At 64.1% G+C, this 19,992-nt stretch carries 15 protein-coding genes; 9 read left to right on the forward strand and 6 right to left on the reverse strand.

Going from position 1 to position 19,992, the window contains the following annotated elements; translation table 11 throughout:
* Window positions 1-3 precede the first annotated feature (3 nt).
* Both V1479_RS06080 and V1479_RS06085 read right to left on the reverse strand, forming a co-directional pair.
* A complete protein-coding gene (locus tag V1479_RS06080) occupies window positions 4-1,602 on the reverse strand; it encodes a cisplatin damage response ATP-dependent DNA ligase (RefSeq protein WP_368802130.1) in 1,599 nt (532 codons plus the stop codon).
* A 204-nt stretch (window positions 1,603-1,806) separates the two neighbouring features.
* Window positions 1,807-2,817, reverse strand: a complete 1,011-nt coding sequence (locus V1479_RS06085; RefSeq protein WP_368802131.1) for a ligase-associated DNA damage response exonuclease — start codon at window positions 2,815-2,817, stop codon at window positions 1,807-1,809.
* Between the two features lie 106 nt (window positions 2,818-2,923).
* Between V1479_RS06085 and V1479_RS06090 the strand changes: the two genes are divergently transcribed.
* From V1479_RS06090 to pdeM, 3 genes are all read left to right on the forward strand, one after another.
* Complete coding sequence (locus tag V1479_RS06090) at window positions 2,924-3,898, forward strand: class I SAM-dependent DNA methyltransferase (RefSeq protein ID WP_368802132.1); 975 nt, start codon at window positions 2,924-2,926, stop codon at window positions 3,896-3,898.
* Window positions 3,899-3,965: 67 nt separating this feature from the next.
* Window positions 3,966-6,476 (forward strand): ligase-associated DNA damage response DEXH box helicase, encoded by a 2,511-nt coding sequence (locus V1479_RS06095; RefSeq protein ID WP_368802133.1) that lies wholly within the window; start codon window positions 3,966-3,968, stop codon window positions 6,474-6,476.
* Between the two features lie 44 nt (window positions 6,477-6,520).
* Complete coding sequence (gene pdeM, locus V1479_RS06100; protein ID WP_368802828.1) at window positions 6,521-7,189, forward strand: ligase-associated DNA damage response endonuclease PdeM; 669 nt, start codon at window positions 6,521-6,523, stop codon at window positions 7,187-7,189.
* On the opposite strand, the gene V1479_RS06105 is transcribed toward pdeM, so the two are convergent.
* The 4 genes from V1479_RS06105 to V1479_RS06120 form a co-directional block, all read right to left on the reverse strand.
* Window positions 7,190-7,642 (reverse strand): DUF3429 domain-containing protein, encoded by a 453-nt coding sequence (locus V1479_RS06105; protein ID WP_368802134.1) that lies wholly within the window; start codon window positions 7,640-7,642, stop codon window positions 7,190-7,192.
* Between the two features lie 5 nt (window positions 7,643-7,647).
* On the reverse strand, window positions 7,648-8,451 hold the full coding sequence (locus V1479_RS06110) for a TIGR02186 family protein (RefSeq protein WP_173187164.1): 804 nt from the start codon (window positions 8,449-8,451) through the stop codon (window positions 7,648-7,650).
* 3 nt (window positions 8,452-8,454) lie between these two features.
* The gene (locus V1479_RS06115; protein WP_173187162.1) at window positions 8,455-9,378 is read right to left on the reverse strand and encodes a sulfite exporter TauE/SafE family protein; all 924 of its coding nucleotides are present in this window, start codon (window positions 9,376-9,378) and stop codon (window positions 8,455-8,457) included.
* Window positions 9,379-9,557: 179 nt separating this feature from the next.
* Window positions 9,558-13,259, reverse strand: coding sequence for a peptidoglycan-binding protein (locus tag V1479_RS06120; protein WP_368802135.1), 3,702 nt, complete (start codon window positions 13,257-13,259; stop codon window positions 9,558-9,560).
* A 420-nt stretch (window positions 13,260-13,679) separates the two neighbouring features.
* On the opposite strand from V1479_RS06120, the gene V1479_RS06125 reads away from it, so the two are divergent.
* The 6 genes from V1479_RS06125 (at window position 13,680) to V1479_RS06150 (ending at window position 19,982) form a co-directional block, all read left to right on the forward strand.
* Window positions 13,680-14,117 carry a MerR family transcriptional regulator gene (locus V1479_RS06125; protein ID WP_368802829.1) on the forward strand — a complete coding sequence of 146 codons (438 nt, stop codon included), beginning with the start codon at window positions 13,680-13,682 and terminating at the stop codon, window positions 14,115-14,117.
* A 341-nt stretch (window positions 14,118-14,458) separates the two neighbouring features.
* Window positions 14,459-16,249, forward strand: coding sequence for an acyl-CoA dehydrogenase C-terminal domain-containing protein (locus V1479_RS06130; protein WP_368802136.1), 1,791 nt, complete (start codon window positions 14,459-14,461; stop codon window positions 16,247-16,249).
* A 68-nt stretch (window positions 16,250-16,317) separates the two neighbouring features.
* Window positions 16,318-17,484 (forward strand): acyl-CoA dehydrogenase family protein, encoded by a 1,167-nt coding sequence (locus V1479_RS06135; RefSeq protein WP_368802830.1) that lies wholly within the window; start codon window positions 16,318-16,320, stop codon window positions 17,482-17,484.
* 2 nt (window positions 17,485-17,486) lie between these two features.
* Entirely contained in the window at window positions 17,487-18,119 is a 633-nt protein-coding gene (locus tag V1479_RS06140) for a glutathione S-transferase family protein (RefSeq protein ID WP_368802137.1), read from the forward strand.
* A 61-nt stretch (window positions 18,120-18,180) separates the two neighbouring features.
* Window positions 18,181-19,389, forward strand: a complete 1,209-nt coding sequence (locus tag V1479_RS06145; protein ID WP_173187158.1) for an acetyl-CoA C-acetyltransferase — start codon at window positions 18,181-18,183, stop codon at window positions 19,387-19,389.
* Between the two features lie 8 nt (window positions 19,390-19,397).
* A complete protein-coding gene (locus tag V1479_RS06150; RefSeq protein WP_368802138.1) occupies window positions 19,398-19,982 on the forward strand; it encodes a cysteine hydrolase family protein in 585 nt (194 codons plus the stop codon).
* The last annotated feature ends 10 nt before the right edge of the window (window positions 19,983-19,992 follow it).

A 19,992-nucleotide genomic window follows, 5' to 3' on the forward strand; every position in this document is an offset into this window, starting at 1 on the left:
CGTCTACCCGTCGAGCATCGCGGCAAGCGTTTCCAGCCGATCGGCTTCCGCCGGCGGCTTGTCCCAGCGCAGTCGGGAGATGCGCGGAAAACGCATCGCGACGCCCGATTTATGCCGCGTCGAGCGATTGAGCCCCTCGAACGCGACTTCCAGAACCAGCCCGTGGTCGCGTTCCGCACGTACGGAACGTACCGGCCCGAACCGGTCGATAGTATTGTCGCGCACATACTTGTCGATCTGCCGCAATTCCTCGTCGGTGAAACCGAAATAGGCCTTGCCGACGGGCACGAGCTCCGGCTGGCTCTCCGGCCCGGTCCAGACACCGAACGTATAGTCGGAATAGAAGCTCGACCGTTTGCCGTGGCCTCGCTGGGCATACATCAGCACAGCATCGATAATGTGGGGATCGCGTTTCCACTTGAACCACGGTCCCTTGGGCCGGCCAGGCACATAGGGCGTATCGCGGCGCTTGAGCATGATGCCCTCGATGACCGGATGCGGCGGCTCGCTGCGTAGCTGGTCCAGTTCCTGCCAGTCGGTGAAGGCGACGATCGGCGACAGGTCGAAACGCGTCGGATCAAGCCCACCCACGAAGGCTTCCAGCCTTGCTCTGCGATCAGAGAAAGGAAGCGAGCGGGTGTCTTCGCCGCCGTCGAGAAGCAGGTCGTAGCAGCGCATGAACGCGGGATAGTCGCGCATCGTCTTGGCAGACACGCTCTTGCGGTTGAGGCGCTGCTGAAGGTCAGAAAAGGAGCCGGTATGGTCGGGCGGGTGGCCCACGAGCAATTCGCCGTCGAGCGCGCCGGAAAAGTCGAGCGCTTCCAGCAGGTCCGGGAAAGCACCGGAAATCTCGTCGCCGGTGCGCGAATAGAGCCGCCGCAGGTCGCCCTCGCAAACTGCCTGCACGCGGATGCCGTCCCATTTCCACTCAGCCACATAGTCGGCCGGATCGAGCCGTTCGAGATCGCCATCCTGCACCGGGTTCGACAGCATGACCGGGCGGAACAGCGCCAGGCTGCTATGCTCTGGCTTGTTCGCCTTGCCATCGAGCCAGGCGAACAGATCGTCGTAGGGAGGCTCCAGCCCGTGCCAGATTTCCTCTATCTCATGCACGTCAACGGAGCCGAGATCGGCAAGCGCCTGCTTGGCGAGCCGGGCCGAGACGCCGACCCGCAAGCCACCCGTCACCAGCTTGATGATGGCGAAGCGCGAGTCCGGCTGCAATTCGTCGAGCAGGTTGGCAAGCACGGCCGGTGCATCCGAACGGCTGGCGCCGTGCAGCCGATCCACCGCCTCGGACAGCGATATGTCCTCGTCGCCGGCCGCATCGCCGCCCGGCCACACGAGCGAGATCGTTTCGGCGAGATCGCCGACATAGTCGTAGGAATAGGCGAACAGCACCGGATCCATGCGCTCGGCGATGAGCGCTCGCAGCAAAGCGGGCTTGACCGAGGCAAAGGAGAGATTCCCTGTCAGCGCTGCCAACGCAAGGCCGCGATCAGGATCGGGGACCTCGCGGAAATGGTCCGCCATCAACTTCAGCTTGGCGTTGCGCGATGGCGTCAGGAGCAGTCGGTCCAGCAGTTCGGCGAAGCGCTTCATCGCCTGCTGCCTTCAGATACGATCTGCGTCCTTCGAGGCTCGCGTCGCTCGCACCTCAGGATGAGGCAGGTGGTTTGATAGAGCCCGCCCGCAGTAGGCGCCAATGCACTACGGTCCTCATCCTGAGGTGCGAGCGACGCGAGCCTCGAAGGACGCACCGATGCGCATTCGCTGGCTCTGCTGGCGCTTGAGTCGGTGAGCATCCTATTCCGCCTCGTCCTCATAGCCGACGAGATGGAGCGGCCGGGCCGTAACGCCCTGCAACTCGCACCATCGCACAAGAGCTTCCTCGCGCCCGTGCGTGACCCAGACTTCCCGGGCGCCCGTTTCGGTGATGGTGCGGGTAAGTTCATCCCAATCCGAATGGTCGGACAGTATCAGTGGCAGCTCTACGCCGCGCTGCTTCACACGCTGGCGGATACGCATCCAACCCGACGCGAACGCCGTGACGGGGTCCGGAAAGCGGCGTGCCCACCGGTCGGCGAAGGCCGAAGGCGGCCCTACCACGATCGCGCCGGAAAAATCCCGTTTCGCCGACCTCTCGACGGTCGCGGGTTCGAGCGGCCCGAGGTCTATGCCCTGCGTATCGTAGTAGTCGCACAACCGCGCGAGCGCGCCGTGGATGTAGATCGGCTGGTCGTAGCCGCAATCGCGGATCAGCCTGATGACGCGCTGCGCCTTGCCGAGCGCGTAGGCACCGACGAGATGTGCGCGTTCGGGAAACTGGATCACCGACTTCAGCAGCCGGCCGATCTCGTCGCGCGGGCGCGGGTGGCGGAAGACGGGCAGTCCGAAGGTCGCCTCGGTTATGAAGACGTCGCATGCCACGAGTTCGAAATCCGCGCAGGTGGGGTCCGGCGCCCGCTTGTAGTCGCCGGAGGCTACGATGCGAATGCCGCCATGCTCGACCGCGATCTGCGCCGAGCCGAGCACATGGCCCGCCGGATGAAATGAGACGCGTACGCCGTTGACGTCGATTGTCTCGCCAAGCGATGCGGCCTGGGACGAATGCGCAAAGTCTTCTCCATAGCGCAGCGCCATGATGTCCAGGGTCTGTTGCGTTGCCAGCACGTGGCGGTGGCCGGCACGCGCGTGGTCCGAATGGCCGTGAGTGATGAGCGCGCGCTCGACCGGACGCACCGGGTCGATGAAGAAATCGCCCGGAGGACAGTAAAGGCCTTCCGGCCGGGGGTGGAGCAGGTCGCGTGCTTGCATGGTCCTGAAAAGATAGGCTTTCGCGGCGTTTGTGGAAGGGCTTGCAAAATCACTGCTGACGGCGCATATGCCAGCCGCCCGCATACACGCGGGTTCCGGACACATCATGAAAATCCTTCCGCTCTCGTCCGGCGATCTCGTTGCCGATCGCCGCGCGGACTATGCCGAGATGCTGCGCGATGGTGGCGACGTTGCCGCCGCGGCCGACCTGATGCGTGATACGGTTGCGATCGCGCCGGGCTGGGTGGCAGGCTGGTTTCGCCTGGGCGAAATGCTTGACGAGGCCGGCCGTCCGGGCGAGGCGGTGGAGGCGTGGCGCGAAGCGCTACGGCTCGATCCCGCCGACAGGCTGGGTGCATCGCTGAAGCTCGAACTTGCGGGTGTCCTGGCCGTATCCGAAATGCCTCCGAGCGGTTTCGTGGAAACACTGTTCGATCAGTATGCGGGGGATTTCGACGCCGCATTGGTGGAGCGGCTTGGCTATCGGGTTCCCGAGCTGATTGCGGAGGCGATCGCCGCTTCCGGCCGGACAGCCTTCGCGCACGCCGTCGATCTTGGCTGTGGCACCGGTCTGATGGGCGAGCGTCTGCGGCGCGTCGCAAGCTTCCTCGAAGGGATCGACATTTCGGCGGGCATGCTGGCCAGGGCCCGGGCGAAGGGTGTCTACGACCGTATCGAGCAGGGCGATCTGCAAATGCTGGCTTCGGGCACAGACCATGTCGACCTCGTCACGGCGGCCGACGTCCTGATCTATCTCGGCCGGCTCGAACGCGTGTTCGGCGCGGTGGCTGCAATGCTGGCGCCGGGCGGCCTCTTCGCCTTTTCCGTCGAGAATCATGCCGGGCCTGAGGACCTCATCCTGCGGGAATCGAGGCGCTATGCCCATTCCCGCCGCTATGTAGCGGAGCTTCTGGAGGCGAGCGGTTTCGATGTCGTCTCGATGGAGCAAGCGCATCTGCGCAGCGACCGTGGCGCCCCGATCGCCGGGCTGGTGGTGCTGGCAACCAGGCGAAGCTCCACCTCTGCCATGGTAATCGCCGGCGAAACCGGCGACGAAGCGCTTACGCCGGCGGTGCATTGACGCTGCACGGTTTCCCGTCCTTGGCGATAGCCGCGCGCCGCGCTACCTGTTGGCGGTGAACAATCCTATGCCCAGTGACTCGTTCGCCGCGTCGACCGTTCTGCCGGAAAGCTTCGCTCGCTGGTTCGCCAGCCGGGGCTGGGCGCCGCGCGCCCATCAGCTCGACCTGCTGGCGCGGGCTTCGGGCGGAGCCTCGGTGCTGCTGATTGCGCCGACCGGCGCCGGCAAGACGCTGGCCGGCTTCCTGCCGTCGCTGACCGATCTGGCGTCGCGGCCACGGCGCAAGCCGGGCGAGCGCTATCGCGGCATCCACACACTTTACATCTCGCCGCTGAAGGCGCTGGCCGTCGACATCGAGCGCAATCTCGGCCGGCCGGTCGCCGAGATGGAGCTGGACATCGTCGTCGAGACCCGCACCGGCGACACGCCGGCCCACAAGCGCCAGCGCCAGAAGCTGGTGCCGCCGGACATATTGCTCACGACGCCGGAGCAGCTTGCGCTGCTGATCGCATCAAAGGATGCGGAACGCTTCTTTGCCGGGCTGAAATATGTGGTTCTGGACGAACTGCATTCTCTGGTGACCTCGAAGCGCGGCCACCTGCTTGCGTTGGGTCTCGCGCGGCTGCGGCGCTTCGTGCCGGAGTTGCGGACGATCGGGCTGTCGGCAACGGTGGCGGAACCCGACGCCTTGCGACGCTGGCTCGTTCCGCAGAGCTCGCCGGATGCGATGGCCGATGTGATCACCGTCGAAGGCGGCGCCAAGCCGGTCATCACCATTTTGGATTCCGAGGAGCGGGTGCCGTGGGCCGGCCACTCGGCTCGTTATGCGATCGGCGAGATCTACGAGGCAATCAAGGCGCACCGCACCACGCTGCTTTTCGTCAACACGCGCTCGCAGGCGGAATTCCTGTTTCAGGAGCTATGGCGGGTCAACGAGGATACGCTGCCGATCGCGTTGCACCACGGTTCGCTCGATGTCGCCCAGCGTCGGCGGGTGGAAAATGCGATGGAGGCCAATGCGCTGCGGGCCGTGGTGGCTACATCGACCCTCGACCTCGGCATCGACTGGGGCGACGTCGATCTCGTCGTTCACGTTGGAGCGCCGAAGGGTGCGAGCCGTCTTGCACAGCGTATCGGGCGATCCAACCACCGCATGGACGAGCCCAGCCGCGCCATACTCGTGCCGGCCAACCGCTTCGAGGTGCTGGAATGCCGTGCGGCGCTGGAGGCGAACTATCTCGGCGCGCAGGACACGCCGCCGCTGCAGCAGGGCGCGCTCGATGTATTGGCTCAGCACGTGATGGGCATGGCCTGCGCCCAGCCGTTCGACGAGGCAGAATTGCTGGATGAGGTGAGAAGTGCTGCGCCCTATGCCGAACTCGATGTCGATACGTTCGCGCGCGTCGTCGAGTTCGTCGCAACCGGCGGCTACGCGCTCAGGAGCTATGAGCGCTACGCGCGCATCCGCAAGACCAGGGACGGGTTTTGGCGCGTCTCGCATCCGCGCTTCGCCCAGCAGTACAGGCTCAACGTCGGCACGATCATCGAATCGCCGATGTTGAACGTGCGCATGACCCGACAGCGTGGAAAGGGCGGAAACGTGTCAGGTGGCCCGGTCCTCGGCAAGGTGGAGGAGTATTTCCTCGAAACGCTCTCGCCCGGCGACACTTTTTTGTTTGCTGGCAAGATGCTTCGTTTCGAGGGCATCCGCGAAAATGAGTGCTTCGTCTCGAACGCCACCGGCCAGGACGCGCGCGTGCCGGTATACGCAGGCGGCAAGTTTCCGCTCTCTACCTATCTGGCTGCCGAGGTTCGTTCGATGCTGGCGGATTCCGAACGCTGGCGGAAGCTGCCCGAACAGGTGGCCGATTGGCTTGCCATCCAGGCGGAAAAATCCGTGCTGCCCAAGGCGGGCGACCTGCTGGTCGAGACCTTTCCACGCGGCAACCGCCACTACATGGTCGCCTATCCCTTCGAAGGCCGGCTGGCGCACCAGACGCTGGGTATGCTGCTCACGCGCAGGCTGGAACGCGCCGGCGCCCATCCGCTTGGCTTCGTCGCCACCGACTATGCCCTCGCCATCTGGGCGCATTCGGATATGGGTGCCCTTTTCCGCAGCGGCGAGTTGCCGCTCTCCGCCCTGTTCGACGAGGACATGCTGGGCGACGACCTCGACGCTTGGCTGGCCGAAAGCTGGCTGCTGAAGCGCACCTTTCGCGCCTGCGCGGTGATCGCCGGGCTGATCGAGAAGCGGCATCCCGGCCAGGAGAAGACCGGCCGGCAGGTGACGGTCTCGGCCGACCTGATTTACGACGTGCTGCGGACGCATGATCCCGACCACATCCTGCTTCGCGCAACACAGGCGGATGCGGCGGCCGGACTGCTGGATGTCAGCAGGCTTGCCGACATGCTCTCGCGGATCAGGGGACGAATCATGCATAAGGACCTGGATCGAATCTCGCCGCTCGCCGTCCCCGTCATGCTGGAGATCGGCAAGGAACGGGTGAAGGGCGAGGCCGACGAGATGCTGCTTTCGGAGGTCGAGGAAGACCTCGTCCATGAGGCCATGGGAGACTGATGAACGTCGCACCGGAAAGACACGGCTTTACGCGCGGCTCTGGCATGATCGCCATTGCCGGTGAGGTCGCGCTGTGCGATCCGCGTGGCGCACTGTTCTTTCCTGACATGCAGCTGCTGGTGGTTTCCGATCTGCACCTTGAGAAGGGTTCGGCCTTTGCGCGGCGCGGCAGGCTGCTGCCGCCCTATGACACCGGTGCGACCCTGGACCTTCTGGATACGGTGATAGCCGATCACCGCCCCACGACGGTGATCAGCCTCGGCGACAGCTTTCACGACGGTTTCGGGGCGGAACGTATGCCGTCCATCTATCGTGACAGGCTGCTTTCGCTGATGGCGGGCCGTGAATGGATCTGGGTCGCCGGAAATCACGATCCGGACGCGCCGGCTGATCTTCCAGGCATCGTCGCGGGCGAGTTGGCGCTTGGCGGCCTGCGCTTCCGCCATGAGCCTCTTGCCGGCGCCGAGCCCGGAGAGATTGCGGGTCACCTTCACCCCGGGGCGGTCGTTGTCCAGCGCGGCCGCGCCGTGCGCCGGCGCTGTTTTGCCACCGATGGCGAGCGGCTCGTCATGCCGGCCTTCGGCGCCTACACCGGCTCCCTCAATGTGCTCGACAAGGCCTATCGAGGTCTGTTCCGCTGGGAGCGTTTCTTCGCCCACATGCTTGGCACCAGCCGGGTCTATACGGTCGCGCACCACCGGCTGCGACGCTGATTAGTTTGTTGCCACGAAGGCGACCAGCATAGCCATGACGGAAAGGAACGTGATGCGGGTGCGCATGCGCCCGTACCATTTCGGCAAGTCGCCCTCGTGGACTGCAAAGGCATCCCAGGTACCCTGCGCCGCAAGCGCGAGGGCGAGCAGCACGAAGGCGGCGTTGCTTGGCAAAAGCGGCGCCATCCAGCCGATGATGACGAGCGCTGTCGCCCCGGCTGCCGCGCGTACCGAAGGCGCAAAACCCCAATGTGCGCCGGCAGTGAAGGTAAGCATCAGCGCGCCATAGCTTGACAGCAATGCTGCCGTCAGTTCCCGCCAGGGATGTGTCGCGTCGATGCTCGCAAGCCAGATTGTAAGTAGCCACATTGGCAGCAGGGTGGCGTAGCCTAGACTGCCGATCTGGCCGCTTTGAGGGACGTCGTTATTGCTGTCTTCGTCCCAATCGCTCACGCCGGTCAGTCCTTGCGGAAGACCACGCGGCCGACCCATCCGGTGAGAAAGGCCAGTGCAACGGCGGCAACGCCGTACAGAAAGCTGTTCTCCTGCGCGGCGCGGAACAGGCGCTGCTCGAACCCGGCCTTCTGGATCGAGAGCTGCGCGGAGCTTTCGTCGATGAAAGCACCGTTCTTGAAAAGGAAGGCGCGCGCCCTGTGCGTGCCGACCGGCACGTTGGGTGCAAGGTGCAGCGTCGCCCGGAACAGACTTTGCGACAGGAAATGCACACCGCCGACGCGCTCGCTAAACAGTTCGGACGCCTTCTTGCGCTCACGCAGTGCGGCTGTGAACTCGGCAATCGTTTCCGCATCGCCAGTCTTGTCGGCCGGTATCAGGGTTATGTTGTCGGCTCCCAGCGCCATCTGACGATAGCTCGCCGGATTGGTCACGTCCTGCCAGGCACGCGTGGTGGCGACGGAATAGGATACGGGAACGCTGACGAAGGTCTCCGACTGGGTGTTGATCCACATGCCAAGCACGCGGTTCTTCTTGCGCACGACGACGGGGCGGGGCGGACCTTCCAGCACCACGATGACATCGTAGCGGCCGTGGCGCGATACCAGCGGATCGGCATTGTCCAGCGCGCCGAAGATGGTCAGATCGGCACCGGAGAAGTCTGCCGTGATCGACACCCGATCGGTGGAGAGGCCGATCTGGATATTCTCCGGATTGGTGGTCTCAGGCGCCTGGGCCGCGGCCGGCATCAGCGGCAGCAGGATCGCCATCAGCGTGCCGGCAAGTGCTGGGAGGCGAACGACAGACATGCTTCAGATCCCCGACAGCGAAGACAGGGAATAGAGCGAGTTCGGACGCACGAAGAGGTCGAACGCCAGCCGCAGCGCCACCGCTACCACCAGCAGTGCGAGTAGTGCGCGCAATTGCTCGCCGCGCAGTTTCTGTCCCGCCTTGGCGCCGTACTGCGCGCCGGCAACGCCACCGATCATCAGGAGGAATGCCAGCACCACGTCGACCGTCTGGTTGGTGGTAGCGTGCACGATCGTGGTGTAGGCGGCGGTGAAGACGATCTGGAACAGCGAGGTGCCGATAACCACGTTTGTCGGCACTTTCAGCAGGTAGATCAGGGCTGGCACCATGATGAAGCCGCCGCCCACGCCCATGATCGAGGCGAGGAAACCGATAATTGCCCCCAGCCCGAGCACGGGGATAACGCTGACAAACAGCTTGGAAGCGCGGAAGCGCATCTTGAGTGGCAGGCGGTGGATCCAGTTGTGCTGGCCGGGCTTGCGCAGCGATGGAACCGCGCCGCCCGCTGCCCGGCGCATCGCGCGCACGCTCTCGATCAGCATCATGGTGCCGACAGTGCCAAGGAGCGCGACATAGAGCAGCGAGACGAAGAGATCGAGCTGGCCGACGCTACGCAGCAGCGAGAACACCCATACGCCGACGGTGGAGCCGACGACACCGCCAGCCAGAAGCACCGTTCCGAGCTTGAAGTCTATCGTGCCCTTCTTGAAGTGCGAAAGCGCGCCTGAGGTGGACGAGGCGATAACCTGGTTCGCACCCGTGGCGACGGCGATTGCCGGCGGAATATTGTAGAAGATCAGCAGCGGCGTGATGAGAAATCCGCCGCCCACACCGAACAAGCCCGACAGGAAGCCCACCGCAGCACCCATGGCCAGAAGCACGACCATGTTGACCGACATTTCCGCGATCGGGAGATAGATGCCCACCGCCAAGCTCGACTATTCGTGTCCGGACCCTGGAACCGTTCCTGCTTTCGAAGCGGACCAGGACGGTACCCCGTTCTTGCGCCGACATGTCCACGAAGTCAAACGCCAGAAGGCGATTGAATCCCGAAAAAATCCGGGATTTGCAGGTATTTGCGCTAAAGCGGCGCGCCGTGTCGCAATTAGCGGCGTTCCAGCAGCGCGCGCACCGTCGGCTCGTCGACTTCGCCGGTGGCTTTCATGCCGTTGTCACCCTGGAATGCGGCGATGGCGGCCTTGGTCTTCGCGCCCATGACACCGTCGGCGGAGCCGGCCTCGTAACCGTTCTTGTTCAGGATCGTCTGGATGTTGCGGACGGCCTGCTTCATGTCGACGCTGGCCGTGACCTCCTCGCCTTCGCTCCAGCTATCGGGAACCTCGACCGTGTTCGCTTCGGCATCGACGGGCTTGGCGCGCCAGAGTTCTACCGCTGCACGGGCATTCTCGAGCTGCTCGGGACGCAGTGCCTTGGCAACCTCGTCGCGCTTGGCGGCCGCGTCCTTGTCGCCGGCCTTGGCAACCAGAGCGAACCATTTATAGGCTTCCTCGAGGTTCTGCTGCATGCCGACGCCCTTGGCGGCCAGGATGCCGAGGTTGAATTGGCTGTCCTGCACTCCGAATTCGGCTGCCTCGGCAAACCAGCGCGCGGCCGTATCGTTGTCGGTCGTGCCGTCAGCGCCCATGGCATTGAGCACGGCGAGATTGTGCATGGCGCTGGCGTTGCCCTGCGCCGCCGCAAGCTGATACCAGGTCTTGGCTGCCTTCACATCGCGTTCGACGCCAATGCCCTTCTCGTAGAGGTTGCCGATGCGGTACTGGGCAGGGGCCAGCCCCTGGTCGGCCGCCTTCTGGTACCACTCGGCCGCCTTGGCCATGTCTTCCTGGGTTCCGCGGCCTTCCGCGTAACGATTGCCGATCTGGTAGAGCGCCTTGGGATCACCGGCGGCGGCGGCCTCGCGCAGCGCGATCGGGCCGGCATCGACGGGGATGGCGGCAACGGCCTCCTCGCTGGCATCGGGTATGCTCGCGATCTCGGCGGTCGTTTCCTCTGCCGGAGCGGTGCTTTCCTCGATCTCGGCCGGCTGCGCGGCTGCTGCTTCCTGTTGCGGCTCCTCAGCCTCGACCGGCAATGGCGCGGCCGCGTCGGCTTCGAGCCAGTCCGTTGAGGCAGCTTGGGTCGCCTGCGGCGCTTCCGTTGTCATCGTCGCGTCCGTGGCTTTGGGGGCATCTTCGCCGGCCATGCGCACGGGCTGATCCGGCGCGTCTTCGATCATCTCCGGTTCAACCGCTTCGGCAACCAGAGGTGCGGAGGTCGGCGCTGGCGCTTCGGCAACAGGCTCATCGCTGTTGCCTCCGATCACGGTTCGGCCGATCTGAAGCCCCGCCAGCGCGATCAGGATGGCGGCGACGCCCATCAGGACCGGCTTGCGGCGGCGCTTGAGGAGACCTCCGAGGCTGAACCCACCGGATTTCGCCTTGGTTGCCGGCCGCCGCTTCATGATCTCGGCCTCAGCGGCTGCTGCCTGGGCAGCCCGTCGCGCCGCGGCGATGAAGTCGGCCTTGGCAGTGTCCGCGTCGGCGCCGGGCTTTGGCGGTTGACCGCGCTCGTCGCGCACCCGCTTCATGATGGCGTTCAGATCCGGTGCTCCGGAACCGGGCTCGAGCGGCTGGTTCGCCAGCTCGGGGTCCAGGCGGCTGTCAAGTTCGACGTTTGGCGCAACACTGTCGGCCTGCGAGGCGTCCTGTGCGTCACCAGCAAGGGGCTGATGTTCCTGTTCGCTGGCGCTGGTCTTGCGACCCGAGAGCGCGCGCGTCAAGCCGCCGAGCATCGAAACGCGTCCGCCGGCTGCTTTCGCGCTGGCTCCGTCTGCATCGTCGCGCAGGGCATCGGCGGCCGCCTGTGCCGCGGCTGCCGCGGCGGTTCGCCTGGCAGTGCGGCCCGTATCTTTCTCGCTTGCAGGTGGAGCCACTTCGTTCGTGGCAGCCATTGGCAACGCCTCGTTCGAAGGCTCGAGCGACGGAGTCCTGTCGGCGTCGAGAAGGGTCTGGCGCGGCGTCGCCGCAGGCTTTGGTTCGGCCGCGCCGCCAGCCTCTATCGTGCCGAGCCTGCCGACGATCTTCAGGAGCGTATCGTGGATGGCCTCGAACGTCTTCGCGTTGCGATCGTCAGAGCGGCGTGTAAGCGCTTCCAGCGATTTCAGATCGTCAACGAGCCCCGCGACCAGCGGTCCCTCGCTGCCCGTGCTCGCAAAATGGCGAACCGTTTCCTCGGCAGCCTGTCTTGCCGCCTCGATCACATCCCGGCGGCTTTCGACGATGGACTGTTCGATCTTGTCGAGCCGCGGACGGATGTCTTCGTCTGCGCTGGCCGGCGAAGGCTTTGAAAGGTGTGATGTGAGGTCAGCGATCTGCGATTCCAGGCTGCGGATAAGGTCCTTGTCGATGCCGGGCTGCAGCAGCGAGGATTCGAGCTTGCTGGACATAGTGTCCATGCGTGCTTCCAGCGAACGGATAGCCTGTTCGTCCGCCGGCGCAGCAGGCTGCTGTTCCAGCCGCGCGGCGAGATCGGCAAAGCGCGCGTCCATCGCCTCGATGAAACGGGCGTCGTGGGCAGCATCGGCACCGGAGTTGTCAATGCGCGCGGCCACGCTTTCCAGCCTGCGCTCCAGATCGCTGAACAGAACCTGACCCTGCGCGACGGAATCCTCGTGACGCTGCTCGAGCATCGCGGAGATGGAAGCGAAACGATCGTCGAGCCCACGGAAAACGTGGTCCATGTCCGGTTGAGCCGGAGCCTGCTCGAGCTTGTAGGAGATCGTGTCGATGCGCTCGGCGAGGCGCTCGATAACCTGCTCGGGCAGGTCGACGCGCTGGGAGATGTCCTCGATACGACTGGAGAGTGCGGCGAGCTGATCCACAAGCACGCCGGACTGGTTGTCTACAGCGGAGTCGTCGAGCTGGCGGGCCAACGCTGAGATTCGCGCCTCTATGCGCTCAAACGGTTCCGGATCGAACGCCGTTGGACGGCCGGCGCCGGCGGAGGCTGCCACGGCACGGGAAATCTCGTCCAGCCGCTCTTCGATCGCGTCGAGCGCTTCCGGTCCGATCCGGTCCTGCTGGTGTGCGAACTGGTCGACGGTGGTCGCCAGGATCTTCATCTTGTCTTCGAGCGAGCGCAGCGTAACAGAGGTCGGCAGTGCGTTGACGGCGTCGCCGATTTGCTCAAGGCGCGCGCTGAGCGCCTGCAAAGCAGGGTCGTCCGCGTTGCCGCCACCGACATTGGCGACCTGGCTGGCAATGTTGCTCCAGCGCTGGTCGAGTTCGCTCCATCGGCGATCGTAGGATTGCACGGTGTCTTCCCGCGCCAGCTTGCCCAGCGCGTTTTTCACCTGCTCCATCTCGAGGCGCAGCATGTTGACCTGACGGTCGTCACTCTGTTCGGCGAGCTTGTGGATCATGCCGGACAGGCGTTCGAACTCGGCGCTCAGGTCTGCAGTCTGGCCAAGCGGCCCCGAACGTTGCATTGCGTCCTCGATTTCCTGCTTGAGCGCGGTAAATTCCCGGCGCAGCCCGGAACCCATCTGGTCGCGCAAGTCGCGGCGAAGCGCGTTCAACTCCGAGGAAAGATCGGCAGTCGATAGGCGATCCTCGCGCCAGGCGCGTTCATACTGATCGGGATGGGTGTCACGCGGCCCCTGGCGGTAGGGATCGCGTTGATCTTCGAGAGGTCTGCGTATCCGCGTTTCCAGCTCGTCCAGGCTGCTGGCAATGTCTTCGAGCGAAGTGCTGGCCCTGCGCCTGCGGCCCGCGTTGATCGAATCGAGATAGGAGCGTCTGTTGTTCATCGAAACGTCCGTCGCCGCTTGATAGCCGGAAGGCCGGGGGTTGCTTCACTCTTTTCCGACGGTTGCCCTTTTGCCGATATCGGCATGACCGGGCTTCCCTCGGCGGAAGGCTCCGTAAGCAACAAAAAACAGGATAACCACGGGACTTCGTCCTGCGGACAATTCCCCGAACGTGGTAAACAAGCCGTTAACCTAAATTACCATTTCGCTTATTGCTGCCTGTGGAGCGCACTGCCTGCGGCAGGATTTCGCACTTGCAGCATAACTTATATGCGCCTATATGCGCGCCAACTGACGGGCCGCGCGTTGCGGTTCGTTTCGACGTTTGGTCCACTTGATCGGATGCTTGTTCGCCCCACTCGCATCCAATCGGCGCTTCCGCGGCGAGCCGAAGCGCAACCCACGGGGAATTGTGAAATGATGAACATGAGGCCGGCCGGCGAAAGCATGGCCAATGCGTCGGAGCTTTCCGACGGGTACATACGTATTGGCGACATGGCCAAGCAGTTTGACGTGACGCTGCGCACCCTTCGCTTCTACGAGGACAAGGGTCTGCTGAACCCTAAGCGCGAGGGCAATACGCGCCTCTACACGCAGCGTGACGTGACCCGCCTGAAGCTGATCATGCTCGGCCGAAAGGTCGGTTTCTCGCTCCGCGAGGTCAAGCAGATCATGGACATGTATGATCCCGATTCCGGCAACGCGAAGCAGCTTCGTACGCTGCTCGACAAGTCCGAGCGCCAGCTCGGCCGGCTGGAGAAGCAGCGCCTCGCCATCGAGGACGCGATCGGCGACCTGAAAAGCGCGATGAACACGTGGCGCTCGGCGCTGGCTGCACGACAGGGCGCAGCGGCCTAAGGCCCCGCATTGCTTGAAATTTGAAAAAAGGGGCCGCTTCAAGCGGCCCCTTTTCTTTTGGTCAGCGCGCCGGCTTCCAGAGCATCTCCCGTGTGTCGGGGCGGTGCGGGCGCAGTGTTATGTCGCCTGTCTGCATGGTCTGGTTCCAATGGAGAATGCGGCCACTTAGCGCGACCTTGTGACAGACGCCCGACAGGGTGAAACCCGCGTGGAAAATTGCCGCATCCTTACAATTGACGTTTACGCAAACGTCAATTGTTGTTAATGTGTCTTTCGATCCTGGCTTCGCCGTGGAACGATCCCGCGCGGTGAAGATCTGCCCGACCTCTGGAGGACTTTTCATGCCGACCTACAAGGCGCCTGTCGCGGACACGCTGTTCGTTCTCAATGATGTGCTTGGCTATGAACGCTACGCCAACCTACCCGGCTTCTCGGATGCCGGGCCGGATGTGCTCGAGGCGATCCTCGAAGAGGCGGCAAGGCTCGCCGAGAACGTCATGCACCCGCTCAACCGTGTGGGCGACGAGCAGGGCTGCACGCGCAACGCCGACGGTTCGGTGACGACGCCCAAGGGGTTCAAGGAAGCCTACGACCAGTATCGCGAAGGCGGCTGGATGGGCCTCTCGGTGCCGGCCGAATATGGCGGGCAGGGCCTGCCCTATGCGGTTCACACGGCGCTTGGCGAATACCTCTCTTCGGCCAACATGGCGCTGATGATGTATCCGGGCCTCACCCAGGGTGCGATCGCCGCGATCCTCGCCCATGGCTCGGACGAGCAGAAGCAGACCTTCGTGCCGAAGATGACCGACGGCGTCTGGACCGGCACCATGAACCTGACGGAGCCGCATTGCGGCACCGATCTCGGCATGCTGCGCACCAAGGCGGTGCCTGCCGGCGACGGCAGCTACAAGATTTCCGGCCAGAAGATTTTCATCTCGGCCGGCGAGCACGACATGAGCGAGAACATCATCCATCTGGTGCTGGCCCGCATCGAGGGCGCGCCGGAGGGCGTGAAGGGCATCTCGCTGTTCATCGTGCCGAAGTTCAAGCTGGATGCCGATGGCAACCCCGGCGAGCGCAACGCGGTGTCCTGCGGCTCCATCGAGGAAAAGATGGGCATTCACGGCAACTCGACCTGCGTGATGAACTACGACGAGGCGGAGGGCTTCCTGATCGGCCAGGAGAATGGCGGCCTCAAGGCCATGTTCGTGATGATGAATGAAGCGCGCCTTGGCGTCGGCCTCCAAGGCCTGTCGATGGGTGAGATCGCCTATCAGAATGCCGTGGCCTACGCGAAGGAGCGTATCCAGGGCCGATCGCTCTCGGGCCCGAAGGCGCCGGAGAAGAAGGCCGACCCGATCATCGTCCACCCGGACATCCGCCGCAAGTTGATGGTGATGCGCGCGTTCAACGAGGCCGGCCGCGCGCTCGTGCTGTGGACCGCGCTCAAGTCCGACGTCGCGCACCGTTCGGGCGACGAGAATGACCGCCAGACGGCTGACGACCTGCTCGGCCTGATGACCCCGATAATCAAGGGCGTGCTGACCGACAAGGGCTTCGAGCATGCGGTGATGGCGCAGCAGGTCTTCGGTGGCCACGGCTACATCGAAGAGCACGGCATGAGCCAGTTCGTGCGCGACGCCCGCATCGCCCAGATTTACGAGGGTGCCAACGGCATCCAGGCGCTCGATCTCGTCGGCCGCAAGCTGGCGCTCAACGGTGGCCGCGCGGTGCAGTCCTTCTTCAAGGAGGTCGGCGACTTCTGCGAGGAAAACCGTGCCGACGAGAAGATGGCGCCGTTCACCAAGGCGCTGAAAAAGGGTCTGAACGACCTTCAGGCGGCCACCATGTGGCTGATGCAGAACGCGATGCAGAAGCCCGACAATGCGGGTGCGGCCTCCACCGACTACCTGCACCTCTTCGGCCTCGTAGCGCTCGGCTATATGTGGGCCCGCATGGTCAAGGTCGCGCAGGAGAAGGTCGAGGCAGGCGCGGCATCGCCGCTGCACGAGACCAAGCTGGTCACGGCCCGCTACTTCATGGAGCGCGTCATGCCGGAGACCGGGGCGCACCTGGCACGCATTTCGGCAGGCGCGGATTCGATGATGGCTCTTGCGAAGGACGCCTTCTAGGGACTATTCCACCAGTCTGTTCAAGCTTGAACGTCTTGCGGAAGAGTATCAGGGAGGTCTTCGTGGCGATGCAACCGGCAGAAATTCTCGGTCTTCCAAGGCCCGCCTGGGCGGGCGACGAAGTCGGCATGCTCTACGACATGGCGAACCGTTTCCTGACGGAAGAGATCGCGCCGCGCTACGAGGAGTTCGAGAAGAACGAGAAGTTCGACCGCGAGAGCTGGGAGAAGGCGGGCGCCAACGGCCTGCTCTGCGCTTCGATGCCCGAGGAATATGGCGGCTCGGGCGGAACCTTCGCGCATGAGAGCGCCATCATCGAGGCGATCGGCCATGTCGGCGTCGATGGTTTCGGCATTGCCCTGCACAACGCCATCGTCGCGCCCTACATTCTTCACTATGGCTCCGACGAGCAGAAGAAGAAGTGGCTGCCGAAACTGGCGACCGGCGAGATGATCGGCGCTATCGCGATGACGGAACCGGGCGCCGGCTCCGACCTTCAGGGCGTCAAGACGCGCGCCGAGAAGGACGGCAACCAGTACCGCATCAACGGGTCCAAAACGTTCATCACCAACGGACAGCTTGCCGATCTGATCATCGTCGTCGCCAAGACCGACCCGGAGAAGGGCGCCAAGGGCACCTCGCTGATCGTGCTGGAGACGGCCGATGCCGACGGGTTCGAGCGCGGCCGCAACCTCGACAAGGTCGGGCTCAAGTCCAACGACACGTCGGAGCTGTTCTTCAACGATGTGCGGGTTCCGACCTCGAACCTCCTGGGTCATGAGGAAGGGCAGGGCTTCATCCAGCTCATGCAGCAGCTTCCCCAAGAGCGGCTGCTGATCGGCACGCAGGCGATCGCCATGATCGAGCGCGCGCTGGCGGTCACCATTGATTACGTCAAGGAACGCAAGGCCTTCGGCAAAGCCGTGATCGACTTCCAGAATACGCAGTTCAAGCTGGCGGAACTGAAGACGGAGGCGACCATCGGCCGTGTCTTCTACAATGACTGCGTGGCACGCCACCTCGATGGCGGGCTCGACCCGGCGACCGCTTCTATGGCGAAATACTGGCTGACCGACCTGCAATGCAAGGTCGTCGACGAGTGCCTGCAGCTTCATGGCGGCTACGGCTACATGAACGAGTATCCGATCGCCCGCATGTATCGCGACGCACGCGTTCAGCGCATCTACGGCGGCACCAACGAGATCATGAAGCTGCTCATCGCGAGGGGGCTGTGAAGATGGCCGAATTCACGCTCTACTGCTTCTCGGAATCCGGTAATTCCTACAAGCCGGCGCTGATGCTCACGCTCTGCGGGGCCGACTGGCAGGCTCGCGGCGTCGAGTTCTTCAAGGGTGAGACGCGCTCGCCCGAATATCGCGCGGTCAATGTGATGGGTGAGGCCCCAATCCTTGTCCACCATCGCGACGAGGGCGATTTCACGCTCAGCCAGTCGGGCGCAATCCTGCTTTATCTCGCCCGCCATTTCGGCAGATTCGGCCACGAGACCGAAGCCGAGAAGTTCGAGATCCTGCGCTGGATACTCTTCGATAACCACAAGCTGACCAGCTACACGGCAACCGAGCGCTTCATGCGCCATTTCCGCGGCAAGAAGGGCGATCCGGCGGCCGAATTCATCTACAGTCGCGCGCAGGATGCGTGGAAGGTGCTGGAAACGCATCTTGCGGGCTGCGAATGGGTCGCTGCCGCGCGCCCGACCATCGCCGACCTGTCTCTTTGCGGCTATCTCTTCTGGCCGCAGCAGATCGATGCCGACTGGAACGACTATCCCGCGATCGGGCGCTGGCTCGACCGCATCCGCAACCTGCCCGGCTGGGCTGCGCCCGAGGCGCTGATGCCGACCGGGCAGTAAACCGTCAACGAAACTCCGGGCGGTGCCGCAAGGGCGCCGCCGGTCGAAAGGGAGAAAACAGATGGCAGACGCATATGTCTATGATGCCGTGCGCACCCCGCGCGGACGCGGCAAGAAGGATGGCTCGCTGCACGAAGTGCCGGCGGTTCGCCTTGCGGCAAAGACGCTGGAGGCCGTGCGCGACCGCAACGGGCTCGACACCTCCACCGTCGACGACATCATCTTCGGCTGCGTCGATCCGGTCGGCGAAGCAGGCTCGGTGATCCCGCGCGCCGCGACCTTCGAGGCCGGTTACGCGACCGAAGCGCCCGGCATTCAGATCTCGCGCTTCTGCGCGTCCGGGCTCGATGCTATCAACCTCGGCGCGGCCAAGATCGCCGGCGGTTCCGACGACATCGTGATTGCCGGCGGCGTGGAATCGATGAGCCGCGTCGGCATGGGCATGTCGGGTGGTGCATGGTTCATGGACCCCTCGGTCGGTTTGCCCGGTTATTTCGTGCCTCAGGGTGTCTCGGCCGACCTGATCGCAACCAAGTACGGCTTCTCGCGCGACGACGTCGACGCCTATGCGGTCGAAAGCCAGAAGCGCGCGGCAAAGTCGTGGGAGAAGGGCTACTTCAAGAAGTCGGTCGTGCCGATCAAGGATCAGAACGGCATGACGATCCTCGACCATGACGAGCATATGCGGCCTTCGACAGACATGCAGTCGCTGGCTTCGCTCAATCCGTCCTTCGTGATGCCGGGCGAGATGGGCGGCTTCGATGCCGTCGCCATCCAGCGCCACCCGGAAGTAGAGGCGGTCAATCACGTGCATCACGCCGGCAATTCGAGTGGCATCGTCGATGGTGCGGCTGCCGTGCTGCTCGGCTCCAAGAAGGCCGGCAAGACGCTGGGCCTCAAGCCGCGCGCGCGCATCCGTGCTTTCACCAACATCGGCTCCGAGCCGGCGATCATGCTGACCGGCCCGGTGGACGTGACCGAGAAGCTGCTCGCCAAGTCCAAGATGAAACTCTCGGACATCGACCTGTTCGAGCTGAACGAGGCGTTCGCATCCGTGGTGCTGCGCTACATGCAGGCGTTCGACATTCCGCACGACAAGATCAACGTCAATGGCGGCGCGATCGCCATGGGCCATCCGCTCGGCGCGACCGGCGCGATGATCTTCGGCACGGTGCTGGACGAGCTTGAGCGCCGCGACCTCAACACAGCACTTGTGACCCTGTGCATCGGCGCGGGCATGGGCACGGCGACCATCATCGAGCGGGTGTAAACCGAACCATGGCGGCTTTTGGAAAAGAGGCGGCGCTGATCCTCGTCGACGTGCAGAAGGCATTTGTCGAGATCGAGGACGCTGGCCGTCGGCGCAACAATCCGCAGGCGGTGGCCAACATGGCGCGCCTGCTGGAGGCCTTCAGGAACCGGGGGCTCGCAGTTTTCCATGTCCGCCATGCGTCAAAGGAGCCAGGGTCCCTGTTGCGCCCCGAGCGCAGCGGGTACGAGGCGATCGGTGAAGCAGCCGAACGGGCCGACGAGCCGGTGCTGGTGAAGCACGTGAATTCGGCGTTCATCGGCACCGATCTCGAGCAGCGTTTGCGTGACGGCGGGTACGAAACGGTGGTCATCGCAGGCATCACCACCAATCACTGTGTCGAGACCACGACGCGCATGGCGGGCAATCTCGGCTTCGACGCGCGTCTCGTGGAAGACGCCTGCTACACTTTCGACCGTGTCGGCCATTCCGGCGAAGTCGAAAGTGCGGAGGCAATCCACGCCATGACCCTTTCCAACCTCGATGGCGAATTCGCCAGGAAAGAAACGACTGAAACGGTGCTGGCGGCGCTTCGCCACAGCGCCGCGGCATGAGGAGCAATCA

The organism is Neoaquamicrobium sediminum (assembly GCF_040970315.1).
Lineage (GTDB): Bacteria > Pseudomonadota > Alphaproteobacteria > Rhizobiales > Rhizobiaceae > Aerobium > Aerobium sediminum.

Coding starts and splice junctions, on each gene's coding strand:
- V1479_RS06120 (WP_368802135.1), bottom strand. CDS start 13,259: ATGAACAACAGACGCTCCTATCTCGATTCGATCAACGCGGGCCGCAGG.
- V1479_RS06145 (WP_173187158.1), top strand. CDS start 18,181: ATGGCAGACGCATATGTCTATGATGCCGTGCGCACCCCGCGCGGACGC.
- V1479_RS06085 (WP_368802131.1), bottom strand. CDS start 2,817: ATGCAAGCACGCGACCTGCTCCACCCCCGGCCGGAAGGCCTTTACTGT.
- V1479_RS06135 (WP_368802830.1), top strand. CDS start 16,318: ATGCAACCGGCAGAAATTCTCGGTCTTCCAAGGCCCGCCTGGGCGGGC.
- V1479_RS06080 (WP_368802130.1), bottom strand. CDS start 1,602: ATGAAGCGCTTCGCCGAACTGCTGGACCGACTGCTCCTGACGCCATCG.
- V1479_RS06095 (WP_368802133.1), top strand. CDS start 3,966: ATGCCCAGTGACTCGTTCGCCGCGTCGACCGTTCTGCCGGAAAGCTTC.
- V1479_RS06130 (WP_368802136.1), top strand. CDS start 14,459: ATGCCGACCTACAAGGCGCCTGTCGCGGACACGCTGTTCGTTCTCAAT.
- V1479_RS06090 (WP_368802132.1), top strand. CDS start 2,924: ATGAAAATCCTTCCGCTCTCGTCCGGCGATCTCGTTGCCGATCGCCGC.
- pdeM (WP_368802828.1), top strand. CDS start 6,521: ATGATCGCCATTGCCGGTGAGGTCGCGCTGTGCGATCCGCGTGGCGCA.
- V1479_RS06150 (WP_368802138.1), top strand. CDS start 19,398: ATGGCGGCTTTTGGAAAAGAGGCGGCGCTGATCCTCGTCGACGTGCAG.
- V1479_RS06140 (WP_368802137.1), top strand. CDS start 17,487: ATGGCCGAATTCACGCTCTACTGCTTCTCGGAATCCGGTAATTCCTAC.
- V1479_RS06110 (WP_173187164.1), bottom strand. CDS start 8,451: ATGTCTGTCGTTCGCCTCCCAGCACTTGCCGGCACGCTGATGGCGATC.
- V1479_RS06125 (WP_368802829.1), top strand. CDS start 13,680: ATGAACATGAGGCCGGCCGGCGAAAGCATGGCCAATGCGTCGGAGCTT.